Source organism: Ruegeria sp. C5 (assembly GCF_056537605.1).
Window position 1 is genome coordinate 97,500 of record NZ_JBQFRX010000002.1, and the last position, 12,266, is coordinate 109,765.

General features: G+C 58.3%; 14 protein-coding genes. 4 read left to right on the plus strand and 10 right to left on the minus strand.

Annotated features, from left to right (window positions below):
* Positions 1–35: 35 nt before the first annotated feature.
* Positions 36–743 carry a helix-turn-helix transcriptional regulator gene (locus ACR0AW_RS08435; protein ID WP_170732560.1) on the minus strand — a complete coding sequence of 236 codons (708 nt, stop codon included), beginning with the start codon at positions 741–743 and terminating at the stop codon, positions 36–38.
* A gap of 82 nt (positions 744–825) precedes the next feature.
* Here ACR0AW_RS08435 and ACR0AW_RS08440 point away from each other — a divergent pair, with 82 nt between their 5' ends.
* Complete coding sequence (locus ACR0AW_RS08440; RefSeq protein ID WP_480438903.1) at positions 826–1,524, plus strand: glutathione S-transferase family protein; 699 nt, start codon at positions 826–828, stop codon at positions 1,522–1,524.
* The gene (locus tag ACR0AW_RS08445; RefSeq protein WP_170406797.1) at positions 1,521–1,907 is read left to right on the plus strand and encodes a DUF1801 domain-containing protein; all 387 of its coding nucleotides are present in this window, start codon (positions 1,521–1,523) and stop codon (positions 1,905–1,907) included. The genes ACR0AW_RS08440 and ACR0AW_RS08445 overlap by 4 nt, the downstream gene beginning before the upstream one ends.
* On the opposite strand, the gene rnr is transcribed toward ACR0AW_RS08445, so the two are convergent.
* The 3 genes from rnr to dapE are packed head-to-tail and all read right to left on the minus strand — an operon-like array spanning position 1,898 to position 5,932.
* Entirely contained in the window at positions 1,898–4,156 is a 2,259-nt protein-coding gene (gene rnr / locus ACR0AW_RS08450; RefSeq protein ID WP_170732563.1) for a ribonuclease R, read from the minus strand. The genes ACR0AW_RS08445 and rnr overlap by 10 nt on opposite strands.
* A gap of 57 nt (positions 4,157–4,213) precedes the next feature.
* Positions 4,214–4,789 (minus strand): TIGR04282 family arsenosugar biosynthesis glycosyltransferase, encoded by a 576-nt coding sequence (locus tag ACR0AW_RS08455; RefSeq protein WP_170732565.1) that lies wholly within the window; start codon positions 4,787–4,789, stop codon positions 4,214–4,216.
* A gap of 3 nt (positions 4,790–4,792) precedes the next feature.
* Positions 4,793–5,932: a succinyl-diaminopimelate desuccinylase gene (gene dapE, locus ACR0AW_RS08460; protein ID WP_170732567.1), complete on the minus strand. Its 1,140-nt coding sequence runs from the start codon at positions 5,930–5,932 to the stop codon at positions 4,793–4,795.
* A 206-nt stretch (positions 5,933–6,138) separates the two neighbouring features.
* Between dapE and ACR0AW_RS08465 the strand changes: the two genes are divergently transcribed.
* A complete protein-coding gene (locus tag ACR0AW_RS08465) occupies positions 6,139–7,197 on the plus strand; it encodes a transporter substrate-binding domain-containing protein (protein WP_170732569.1) in 1,059 nt (352 codons plus the stop codon).
* Here ACR0AW_RS08465 and ACR0AW_RS08470 read toward each other — a convergent pair.
* The 3 genes from ACR0AW_RS08470 to ACR0AW_RS08480 are packed head-to-tail and all read right to left on the minus strand — an operon-like array spanning position 7,194 to position 8,411.
* Positions 7,194–7,538, minus strand: a complete 345-nt coding sequence (locus tag ACR0AW_RS08470; protein ID WP_170399025.1) for a hypothetical protein — start codon at positions 7,536–7,538, stop codon at positions 7,194–7,196. The two genes, ACR0AW_RS08465 and ACR0AW_RS08470, sit on opposite strands and share 4 nt — an antisense overlap.
* Before the next feature lie 37 nt (positions 7,539–7,575).
* Complete coding sequence (locus ACR0AW_RS08475; protein ID WP_480776496.1) at positions 7,576–8,154, minus strand: TetR/AcrR family transcriptional regulator; 579 nt, start codon at positions 8,152–8,154, stop codon at positions 7,576–7,578.
* A gap of 14 nt (positions 8,155–8,168) precedes the next feature.
* Positions 8,169–8,411 carry a hypothetical protein gene (locus tag ACR0AW_RS08480; protein WP_480438906.1) on the minus strand — a complete coding sequence of 81 codons (243 nt, stop codon included), beginning with the start codon at positions 8,409–8,411 and terminating at the stop codon, positions 8,169–8,171.
* 130 nt (positions 8,412–8,541) lie between these two features.
* Here ACR0AW_RS08480 and ACR0AW_RS08485 point away from each other — a divergent pair, with 130 nt between their 5' ends.
* Positions 8,542–9,735, plus strand: coding sequence for an aromatic ring-hydroxylating oxygenase subunit alpha (locus ACR0AW_RS08485; protein ID WP_480438907.1), 1,194 nt, complete (start codon positions 8,542–8,544; stop codon positions 9,733–9,735).
* Between the two features lie 52 nt (positions 9,736–9,787).
* Here the strand turns inward: ACR0AW_RS08485 and dapD are convergent, their stop codons facing one another.
* The 3 genes from dapD to ACR0AW_RS08500 form a co-directional block, all read right to left on the minus strand.
* Positions 9,788–10,615, minus strand: a complete 828-nt coding sequence (gene dapD, locus ACR0AW_RS08490; protein WP_170399035.1) for a 2,3,4,5-tetrahydropyridine-2,6-dicarboxylate N-succinyltransferase — start codon at positions 10,613–10,615, stop codon at positions 9,788–9,790.
* A 92-nt stretch (positions 10,616–10,707) separates the two neighbouring features.
* On the minus strand, positions 10,708–11,673 hold the full coding sequence (bioB, locus tag ACR0AW_RS08495; protein WP_170732843.1) for a biotin synthase BioB: 966 nt from the start codon (positions 11,671–11,673) through the stop codon (positions 10,708–10,710).
* Positions 11,666–12,253, minus strand: coding sequence for a biotin transporter BioY (locus tag ACR0AW_RS08500; protein WP_170694021.1), 588 nt, complete (start codon positions 12,251–12,253; stop codon positions 11,666–11,668). The genes bioB and ACR0AW_RS08500 overlap by 8 nt, the downstream gene beginning before the upstream one ends.
* Between the last annotated feature and the right edge of the window lie 13 nt (positions 12,254–12,266).

Here is a 12,266-nt window from a genome sequence, read left to right on the forward strand (position 1 = left end):
TAGCGCACAATCGGGATTTCTCAAAACGCAGAGCGTCAGGTTTCCTGATCCTGTTCCTCACGTTCCGCGCGAATACGGGCAATGGCATCACGCAATAGCGATACGCGATTGGGTCGGAAGCTATCCTCGGTCACATCCATGCCCTGCATACGATCCAGCCGAAACACTCGGAAATCCTGTCGCAGGTGGCACCAACTCAGCAATACGCTGGCACGGTCCATATAGACGATGCTCAGCGGATTGACCCGACGATGGGTGTCTGCGCCTTTGGCATCGGTATAGGCGAACTCGATCACGCGTTCGTCCCACGCGGCTTGGCGCAGTTCGGCGACATCGATGGTTGGCACGGCCGGCCTGTCAAATCGCGTGGCGGTCAAAACGGCGTGGCTCAATCGGTGCGACTGGCGCTGCGGCAATCGGCCCTGCAGCTTGCGTAAGGCTGCGCTTGCAGCATCCGACAGCGCCGGGTCTCCGATCAATTGCACCTCGCGCAAGCCCAACACCAGCGCTTCGAGCTCGTCATTGGTGAAACCCAACGGCGGCAGGGTCGCATCCTCGATTAGGGTGAACCCGAACCCGGCCTCTCCGTCGATTATCGCCCCGAGGCCACGCAATGCATCGATATCCCGGTGCACTGTGCGCGGCGAAACGCCTAAATCCTGCGCCAATTGAACCGACGTTCTGGGCGAGGGGCCAGATCGTAGGGCCTGCATCAACTGAAAAAGACGAGCGGTGCGGGACATAGTATATTCTACTCTAAATCTAATGTCAGAATCTGTCATCAATCCGGCGTATCCATCAGGCGTCCCAACTATGGAGCTGATGATGCTGACCCTTCTCACCTTCCCCTCTGCCTTTGGCCTGTTCAGCGCCAGCCCATTCTGCGTGAAAACGGCCCTGATGCTTCAAAACGCGGGCCTGCGCTGGCAACGGTCCGATCTGCTGGACCCGCGCAATATGCCACACCAGAAGCTGCCGGTTCTGCGCACGCCTGAACGTCTGATTCCGGACAGCGACCTGATCCGCGACTGGCTTGAGGCTCAGGGGGCCGATTTCGATGCTGGCCTGACCGACCTGCAAAAAGCCCAGTCCCGCGCGCTGATCCGCATGGCCGAAGAACACCTATACTTCCATGTCGTCCAGGACCGTTGGGCCAATGATGAGGTTTGGCCAATTCTGCGCGATACTTTCTTTACCGTCATTCCCGCACTGATCCGCAAGCCGGTTTCGAATTCGATCCGGAAATCCGTTCTCAAGGGGCTCGCGTTTCAAGGTGTATCCCGCTTTTCGCCCGTCGAACGACAAGACCGGCTGGAGCGCGACTTTGAGGCGATCTCGGCCTATCTTTGGCAATCGCCCTACCTGATGGGAGAGAAACCTACGTCGGCGGACATGAGCGTCGGTCCAATGCTGGCGGCGATGCGCGCGACACCATCAGACACCCCCCTGACCCGTCGGATTAAACAAGATAAGCTGCTCAACAGCTATATCGACCGAATGGAGCAGGCGATCCCGCTATCATGACAGCCTTTGAGGACAAAAAAGTCGCTGCAGCCTATGAGGCGCTTCCGGAAGAGACGCGCAATGGGGCACTAGCGCTGCGCGAGTTGATCTTCGAAACTGCGGCCTCGCTGCCACGCGCTCAGCCTCTGGAAGAAGCGTTGCGGTGGGGCCAGCCCGCCTATCTGGCGCCCAAAGGCTCGACGATTCGTTTGGGCGGACACAAGGCGGCTTGCTTTGCGTTGTTCGTACACTGCCAAAGCCGACTGATGGGGGATTTTACTTCCGCCTTTCCTGGAGAGGATCGGATCGACGGCAATCGCGCGATTCTGTTCGACCGGCCCGATCAGATTGATCCTACGCGCCATGGCTGGCTGATTGCGCGCGCGCTTACTTATCATCTCTGACGGCGTTTGCGTTCGACCTTGCGCTTGATCTTGTCCTTCTTGCGCTTGGTGCTGGCGGCCTTGCGCCGCGTTCCGCGCTTGGCGGGGCCACTGCCGCGCGGCAGCGCCTGATCATCGATGGACAACAACTCCAATTCCAATCCGCCCGTCACCGGCGTCGCCTCGGTCAACCGCACCGTGACACGCTGGCCAATGGCGATGATCAGCCCGGTGTCCGAGCCCATCAGCGTCCCGGCCTCTCGGTCGAAATGGAAAAACTCTCGCCCCAGCGAACGCACTGGAACCAGACCGTCCGCTCCGGTCTCGTCCATCTTCACGAAGGCACCGAACCGGGCAATACCGCTGATCCGGCCAGAAAACTCATTGCCGACCCGCTCGCTGAGATAGGCCGCCAGATAGCGATCAGTCGTATCGCGCTCGGCCATCATCGAGCGGCGCTCGGTATCCGAGATATGGGTCGCCGTTTCTTCCAACCGTGCAATCTCATCCTCGGTCAATCCGTCCTTGCCCCAGCCATGGGCTGAGATCAGCGCGCGATGCACGATCAGATCGGCATAGCGCCGGATGGGAGAAGTGAAATGCGCATAGTTCCGCAGAGCCAGCCCAAAATGGCCGAAATTTTCGGGGTTGTAATAGGCCTGCGCCATCGACCGCAGGGTCGTCAGGTTGATCAGTTCCGCATCCTCGGTACCAGCAGCAGCGTTTAGCAGCGCGTTCAAATGTCGGGTCTGCAATACCTGTCCTTTGGCGAGATTTAGTCCCGCCGCCTGCGCCGTCTCTCTCAGGCTTTCCAGCTTTTCAGGCGCGGGCTCTTCGTGGACGCGGAACAGTAGCGGGCGGCGTTTGGCGATCAGGGTCTCGGCAGCGGCGACATTGGCGAGGATCATGAATTCCTCGATCAGCTTATGCGCATCCAGCCGGTCACGGAACGCGACACTGGTCACCTCTCCCGCATCGCTGAGTACGATTTTGCGCTCAGGCAGGTCCAGTTCCAGCGGCTGCCGCACGGAACGTGCCTTTTTCAGCGCAGCATAGGCGGCGTAAAGCGGATTCAGCACCGTATCCAACAGCGGCCCGGTGCGGTCGTTCGGGTTGCCGTCGATGGCCTCCTGCACCTCGGTATAATTCAGCGAGGCGGCAGAGCGCATCAGGCCGCGCACGAACCGGTGGCCGATCTTGTTGCCTTCGGCATCAATCTGCATCCGAACCGCGATACAAGCGCGCGGGACGCCTTCGTGCAGGGAGCATAGATCGCCGGACAGGCGATCCGGCAGCATCGGCACTACGCGGTCCGGGAAGTAACTGGAGTTGCCCCGCTTGCGTGCCTCGCGATCCAGAGCCGTACCGGGTTTCACATAGGCGGCGACGTCAGCGATGGCGACCCAGATCACATGGCCACCCGGGTTCTTGGGATCGTCATCGGCATGGGCATAGCAGGCGTCGTCGTGGTCCCGTGCATCCGCAGGATCGATGGTCAGCAACGGCATATCCCGCAGGTCTTCACGCCCTTTCAGTCCAACGGGTTTGGCCTTGTCGGCTTCTTCGATCACCTTGTCCGGGAAGTCGTCGGGAATACCGTGTTGGTGGATGGCGATCAACGAGACAGCCTTGGGCGCGGTCGGATCGCCGAGCCTTTCAACAATGCGCGCACGTGGCAGGCCCATGCGGTTCTTGGGTCCGGCCTGCTCGGCCTCGACCAGCTCACCGTCCTTGGCCCCCAGAACGGCCCCGTCCGCGACCAGCCATTCTGTCTGACCAGCCTTGTCGATAGGTACGATCCGGCCACCCTCGGCCCCTTTGCGGAAGATACCGACGATCTTGCGTGGGTTGGTGCCAATGCGGCGGATCAAGCGGGCTTCGTAATTGTGATCTTCCTCATGCACCACGGTCAGGCGGGCCAGAATGCGGTCACCCTCACCCAGCGCCGGATCGCTGGCACGCGTTACGAGCAGAACGATGGGCTCGACCCCCTCACCGTGCCACTCCAACGGGCGCGCAAACAGGTCGCCATCTACGTTCGGGGCCTTCACCTGCAACACGCTGACCGGCGGCAGACGATCCGGATCGCGATAGCTGCGGTTGCGTTTTTCCAGATGGCCGTCGGCCTCAAGTTCTTTCAGGATACGCTTCAGATCGATCCGATCCGCGCCCTTGATGCCAAAAGCCTTGGCAATATCACGTTTCGAGGTCAGGGTAGGGTTCGCCGAGATCCAGTCGAGGACCTCTTGCTTGGTCGGAATGCGTGTCATGAGTTTGGCCTAGCACGAGCATGCAACCGCGTCATGGTCAAAAAGCGGTGCCTCATGTCAGCCGTGCAGATCGGCCACGGTATCCACATCGCGCAGATGATCCAGCAACGCCACCCGACGCCCGGGAATCGAAGCCAACGTGTCGGCCAACGCATGTCTCGTCGACCAACGCACGTCTTGGAACAGCCCCGAAGGCAGCGCCCCATAGCGCTGCGCACCGACCAGCCAATAGCCACCATCCGGGGCGGGCCCGAACACCATCTCAGCCCGGCCCAACGCGCGAAAAGCCCGCGCAATGTGACCCCGTGTAATGCCCGGAATATCCGCACCGATCAGGCACACCGGACCATCGGGAGCACCGCGCAACATCCGCCCCATGCGGTCGCCCAGATCTCCGCGCCCCTGAGGCTTCCGGGGTAAATCAACAGGCCAGACCCGACTGTCCATTCCCTCCCTATTTGGAGAGACCGCCAGTACAATCTGCCAGCGCGGATCACGCAGACGCCGGATCAGAGATCGCGTTTGAAGCCGAAACCACCAAGCAGCCCCAACCATGCCGATATCGCGCCCCAAACGGGTCTTGACCCGCCCTGGACGTGGCTCTTTCACCATTATGACCAGCGTTTTCTGCATGGATCAGGCGAAGTAATCCGTCAGAATACGGGTGTAGATCGCCTTGAGTTGATGAATTTGCGCCACTTCGACACATTCATCAACCTGATGCATGGTGCGCCCGACCAGACCAAACTCGACCACCGGGCAATGATCTTTGATGAAGCGGGCATCCGAGGTCCCGCCGGTGGTCGAAAGCGCGGGGCGGATATTGGTTTCTGCCTTAACAGCATGAGCTACCAGATCAGACAATGCCCCCGGAGGGGTCAGAAAGCTTTCACCCGAAATCTTGATCCGGGTCTCGACATCGACGCCGAACGCCTCGGCAACGGCGGCTGCCTCGGATTGCAACCAATCGCTCAAACTGGCCCCGGAATGCAGGTCATTGAACCGGATGTTCACTGTCCCAGAACATTGCGCCGGGATCACATTTGTCGCCGGATTACCGGTGTCGATCGTGACAACCGCCAAGGTCGAGGCGTCAAAGTGGTCGGTACCCTGATCCAGTTCGTGGCTGGCCAGCCGATCCATCAGCCGTGCCATCGCTGGCACCGGGTTCTTCGCCCGATGCGGATAGGCCGAATGCCCCTGCACTCCGGTCACAGTGAACCACGCAGTCATCGAACCGCGCCGACCGATCTTCATCATTTCGCCCATCGTGTTCGGACAGGTGGGTTCGCCCACCAGACAAACCGACATCCGCTCATCCGTTGCGGCCATGTGATCCAGTAAAGCAACAGTGCCATCCAGTGCGTCGCCTTCTTCATCACCTGTGATCGTCAGGATCACCGCCCCATCCGGGGGCGTGTCACGCACAAAATCGATAGCCGCTGCCGCAAATGCTGCCACGCCCGATTTCATATCCGTTGCGCCCCGGCCGTACATCACCCCGTCCCGGACCTCGGCGCCAAAGGGGGGCATGGTCCAGGCTGCTTCATCCCCTACCGGAACCACATCCGTATGACCATTAAAGCCAAAGCTGCGCGCGTGACCCTTCTGCCCCCACCGGGCGAAGAGGTTGCAGGTTCCACCTTGATCTACGCGAGTGCAATAGAATCCGGCCTCCTCCAGCACCTGCTGCAGCAAGACCAATGCCCCGCCTTCATCAGGTGTGACTGATGGGCAACGGATCAGATTTGCTGTCAGCTCAACTGGATCGGTCATATTGGGCCTCTTGTCCTTAGGGGTGCCTGTGTTCCTGCACAGATTCAACGAATTGCCCGGATTGCCAACCCCGAATAGTCGAATTCCGAGACCGAATGCCCAAGCGGCTTGATTTTGCACCCCAACAAAACATGAGCGTTGACCCAGCGGCTGCCTTGCCGCGCTGCCCTTAAGTGAGTTAGAGGGCCGCGAACAGGTGATTCCACATGAAGCGTGTCTTCTTCGCATTGATCTGCCTGACTTTCGCGACTCTTGCGCAGCAAAGCCAGGCCCAGTCTCTTACGGTTACAACGGTAACCCGTCCTCCGTTCTCATTTGTCGAGGACGGTGCCCAGACCGGTTTCTCGATGGATCTTCTGGCGGCACTGTCTGAATCGCTCGGCTGGGAATACTCGATCAACCGCGTCGAGACATTTGGAGAAATGTTGGGCGCGGTTCAGGATGGCTCTGCCGATCTGGCGATCGCTAATATATCGATCACCGCCTTGCGCGAAACCCGAATGGATTTCACACAACCGATATTTGAGGCCGGATTACAGATCATGGTCCCGTCAGACGCCGCTCGCCAGCCATCGCTGTTGCACGCTTTGCTGTCTCGGGAATTGTTCATCGCCATCGGGCTGGCCTTTGCGATCCTGCTTGGTGGCGGCATGCTGATGTGGAGTTTTGAGAAACGCGCGCAGCCCTACTTTGATCGCAAATTGAATGAGGCGTGGTTCCCCTCGTTCTGGTGGGCCCTCAACCTGGTGGTGAACGGTGGCTTTGAAGAGCGGATGCCGCGCACCCCGTTTGGCCGCCTGTTGGGTGTAGTACTGGTGGTGTCATCCCTATTCATCGTCTCCGTTTTCACGGCCCGGATCACCTCGGTGATGACGGTGGACGCAATCACCGGCAGCGTCAATTCGGTCAACGACCTTTACGGCAAACAGGTCGGGACGATTTCCGATTCAACCGCCGCCAGTTTCCTGAACCGGCGCGAGATCGACTATACCGGCTATGGCGATCTGCAGGACATGCTGAACGCGTTTGAGAATAAGGATTTGGATGCGGTCGTTTTCGACGCTCCGATACTGTCCTATTATGCCAGCCACGAAGGGCGCAGAATGGCGACAATGACCGGGGGCATCTTCCTGCGTGAAAACTATGGGATCGCATTTCCAACCGGATCGCCATTGGTCGAAGACGTCAATCAGGCGCTGCTGTCCCTGCGCGAAGACGGCACCTATGACGAAATCTATCGCAAGTGGTTCGGGGTGAGAAACTAAGCAGTTTCCTCGTCGCCGAAGAATGGTGTCATCTGTGCCACGATAACCGCGTTTTCATCCAGCGCCCGTTGCATCAATGCCCGCTCATCCGGATCGATATCATGCCCTTGCGCCTCACGCTCGGCCAGGGTGCCATAGCCGGTGACATCCAGAGGTGCAGTATCGGCCTGCTTCAGGATCGCTACTGTCTCGCGCACGGCTTCGGCCTCGTCCACGCCGCTGGCAAAACACATCAACGCCGCCCCGGTCGCGCCTTCGGGCAGGCCGTCGCCATCTTTGCGACCGATCTGAACCAACAACGTATAGACTTGCTGGCGCGAAGGTTTTTTCTGCTTTTCCATAGTGCCCGCAATACGCTGGCCCGATGGCACGGTCAACTCAGTCGCAGGTGCTGGCGTATAGGTGGTCCAACAGCATCTGCGCTGCCACGCGCTGCGTGTCGCGCCATTCCGCCCGGGGTCGCAATGGCATCACAGCATCCGTATTGAAATAAATTGCGGACATACCCGCTGCCACGGCTTGGACCCCTTGCACATTAGCAGCAGGCAGTTCGTTCATGATTTCAGCAGCGATCCTTGCCTCGAAGTCATAGACAAACCCAAGCAAGGGTTCTCGCAAATCCGCGTGTCTTTCTGAGGCTGCGACCAAAGCAGCAAACACCGCGGCACTTTCCGAAAAATAGGTGCCGCGTCCGAACAAAGCGTCCAGCATCGCTGCAACCCGATCAGTGCACGGCAGAGTGTCGAAGAGCGCCTCAACCTGATCCGCGAAGACTTTCAGGACGTGATCCAGCAGCTTGCGAACCATCTCATCCCGGTTGCCCAGATAGTGGCGTAGCAATGGCCGCCCGACGCCTGCCTCTTCTGATATGCGCGCCAGGGTCGAGCCATCCAGCCCATACCGCGCGACACAACGCATAAATGCGTTCAGGATTTGCTCGGATCTGGCGTCTTTCATACTGGGACGGGGCATCAGAATCCGTTCGCAACTGGTGGAAAAACATCCGCTAGAACGTAGAGAACGCCCAAACCGGTCCACAAACCCGTCAGCGACCAGAACAGTGCCGGATCTGTCGCGCGTTTTATCGGTTCGATCAAGAAGGCCTGCCCCGAGCGCACCGCCAAGAGCCCCCAAAATATGAACAACAGACCCCAAAGGCCGTAATACCCGGCGAAGGTCGAGACAAGAAGCGCCGCCAGAATTAGCAGTGTCATCCACCTTTGATTCCTCAGGGTTTGAATAAAAGTCATCCTGCCTCCAAGCGGGTTCAGAAAAATCTTAAGGTGAAATCTGGACATTCGAAGGTTTATTGTCAATATTGATGATTATCATTTTTGACAATAAATGGACTCGACAATGCCGCCTGACGCACTTCCGGATCAACCCAAGCAACAACTGCCGCGTGAGGCATATGTCTCGGACAGTTGGTATGAGGCCGAACAGAAAACCCTGTTCAGCAAGTGCTGGAGTTTTGCCGGCGTGACTATGGATTTCACCGAACCCGGCGATTTTAGGACAATTCAGGCCGGAGCCTACGCTCTGATCGTCATAAGGGACGCAAATGGCGACTTGCGCGCCTTCCACAACCAATGCCGCCATCGCGGAACCGAGTTGCTGGAAGGCTGTGGCAACGCAGGCAAAACCATTGTCTGCCCTTATCACAACTGGGTCTACAATCTGGATGGCGCTTTGCGCGGAGTACCAGCCCAGCGCGAGTGCTTTCCGGACCTGGACAAGAAGGCAACCGCGTTGTTCGGTGCCTCAGTCGGTGTCTTCCGCAACCTTGTTTTTGTTCACCCAGAACCGGATCAAAGCTTTGACGCGTGGCTTGGCGATCTGGCTCAAATACCTTGGCCTCATGATCTGGCATCAAGCGAGCTACAAGAGAACCCCGACGACGTGGTCTATGAGATCAACTGCAATTGGAAGGTCTTCTTTGAAAATGCAATAGACGGCTATCATCTGGCCTATCTGCACAAAGACACGTTGGGCGGGCCAACCCATGACAAGAATCTTTGGGAGGTTTTTGGCCAAAACATGGTCTGGTGGTCGACCGAGCGCGAAGGCGTCAAACATCGTATCCCTCAGTTTGTTGAAAACTCGGCCAAAGGGTCCGGCCTGAAAACGGTACGGAATGCCGAAACGCCGGGCTATGGCGGGGTCTACATGCTGTTTCCGACCACGATCCTGACGCCAAACCCCTGGGGGTTTTCGATATCGACCATGGAACCAGTGGATGCCAACACAACACTTCTGCGGGTCAGAAACTGGTCGCCTAAAGGCTGGTTCACCTATACGCATCGCGCGGCGGACATACCCGGATACGACCCGGAATCCGGTCGGATCAAATCCTCTCACTGGACCCAGCACCCACTGGAGACGGGGGATTTTCAGACCGAGGATGTCTGGGTGTGCGAAAAGATGCAGCGCGCCCTTCAATCGCCCCGATATCAAGTCGGCCCTCTGGCCAAAGGGGCCGGAGGTGAGGCGGCGATTGATTTCTTTCAGCAAACAGTGCTGGAGTTCATGCCAAAATAAGAAAGGCCGCAGAGCATGCACTCTGCGGCCTATTCAAACTGAAACGACGGGATCAGTCGCGCAGTAGCTCATTGATCCCAGTTTTCGAACGGGTCTTTTCATCGACGCGCTTCACGATGACCGCGCAATACAGGCTTACATTGTTCTTGGACGGCATCGAACCCGCAACAACCACCGAATAGGGCGGAACCTCGCCATACATGACTTCACCGGTTTCGCGATCTACGATCTTGGTGGATTTACCGATGAACACGCCCATGCCCAGAACCGAACCCTCGCGGACGATGCAGCCTTCGACCACTTCCGAACGCGCACCGATAAAGCAGTTGTCCTCGATAATGGTCGGACCGGCCTGCATCGGCTCCAGTACGCCTCCAATGCCGACGCCGCCCGACAAGTGCACGTTCTTGCCGATCTGCGCGCAGGAACCAACAGTGGCCCAGGTATCAACCATCGTGCCTTCATCGACATAAGCACCAAGGTTCACGAACGAAGGCATCAGCACCACACCCGGTGCGACATAGGCCGACTTGCGGACCACACAGTTTGGCACGGCGCGGAACCCTGCCGCGCGCCACTGGTTCTCTCCCCAGCCGGCGAACTTGCTGTCAACCTTATCCCACCAGCCGCCGTCTTGCGGGCCTCCGGTCTGGATTTCCATGTCCTTGATGCGGAACCCCAGCAGAACTGCTTTTTTCGCCCACTGGTTCACGTGCCAATCACCACTGTCGAGCTTTTCAGCCACTCGCAGCGAACCGCTGTCCAGCGCGCTCAGCGTGTCTTCGATTGCTTCTCGTTGCTCGCCAGTGGTCGCAGGGGTGATTGTGTCACGTACTTCCCAGGCGGCTTCGATGGCGGCTTCCAGTTGCGCATTGGACATGGGGCGTCTCCCTAGAGAATCTGTTCACGTTGATGTGGCCTATACGCAAGCGAGACCCATGGCGCAATGCGACGCGGATACCTCGGTTTGCGTCAATCATCGGTAAGTGCGCTGAGTGCGGCAAACATATCCCGGTCATTTTGGGTTCCGGCATTGGGTGCGGTCAGCAACACATCGCCGTAGAAAACCGAATTTGCGCCAGCCAGAAAGCACAAAGCCTGCTCGGCAGTTGAAAAGTCCGACCGTCCTGCCGACAAGCGCACCCGTGTTTGCGGCATGGCGATCCGCGCGGTCGCAACCATGCGCACCAGATCAAAAATGCCTACTTTTTCTAGATGCGCCAGCGGCGTGCCTTTGATCGGGATCAGCGCGTTTATCGGTACGCTTTCGGGATGCGGGTCAAAATTCGCAAGGACCTGCAACAGCGAGGCACGATCCCGCAGGCTTTCACCCATACCGATAATGCCGCCGCAACACAGATCAATACCTTCGTCCCGGCAATAGCTGAGGGTCTCAAGACGATCCTGATAGGTACGAGTTCCAATAATCTCGCCATAGAATTCCGGCGAAGTATCCAGGTTATGATTGTACGCCGTAAGTCCCGCCTCGGCCAATCGTTTGGCCTGATGTGGCTTGAGCATGCCCAGGGTGACGCAAGCCTCCATGCCCAGATCACGCACGCCCCGCACCATGACCAGCACATTGTCGAATTCTTCGCCGTCGCGCACCTGACGCCATGCAGCACCCATGCAAAACCGTTCAGCCCCCGCATCGCGCGCACGTTTGGCAAGCGAGATGACATGCGCAGGGTTCATGAGCTTTTCCTTGGTCAGCTCGACCTCGCGATGATGGGCGGATTGCGGGCAATAGGCGCAATCCTCGGGACAGCTTCCGGTTTTTATCGACAGCAGGCTGGCTTTTTGGATGTCGTTTGGATCGTGATACGTCCGGTGAATTACATTTGCGCGACCTACCAGATCCAACAGTGGGAGGCGCATCAGCGCCTCCACTTCATCCACGGTCCAATCGCTGCGGATATCTTGCCCGGTATCAAGCATCAGGCTGCGGCCCACGGATTTTCTGCATCAGACCCGTCGGCAGGCCAATCACGAGAACGGATGCCAATGCAATCTTCACGAGATCACCCAGAATGAAAGGGCTGAAACCGTAAACCAGAACCTTGTCTGCAGGCACGAACTGAGCCAACCAACCCAGACCCAGCGCATAGATCACCGCAAGTCCAGCCAGCATCGCCGGAACCAGAAACAGTTTGCGCAGATTGTCCGCGGCCCATCCAACCATGACCGAGGCGACCACGAAACCCAGCAAATAACCTCCGGTTCCGCCCATCATATAGGCCAGCCCGATGCCTTTTTCGGGCGTTCCGGCAAACACGGGCAAACCCACTGCCCCGGCGACCATGTAGCCGATCACGGTTGCAGAACCGAGACGCAGCCCAAATGCCGCGGCGATAGCCATGACAGCGGCGACTTGAAGGGTCATGGGCACAGGCCAAAATGGCACCTGGACCTTGGCGCTGGCGGTCAAAAGAAGAATACCCATCGCGACACGAAGGATCTGACCCGCAGGGGTTATTGCTCCGGCGGCCGGAAGGGTGGATTGCAGAGTGGCTTTCATTGTCTTTCTCTTT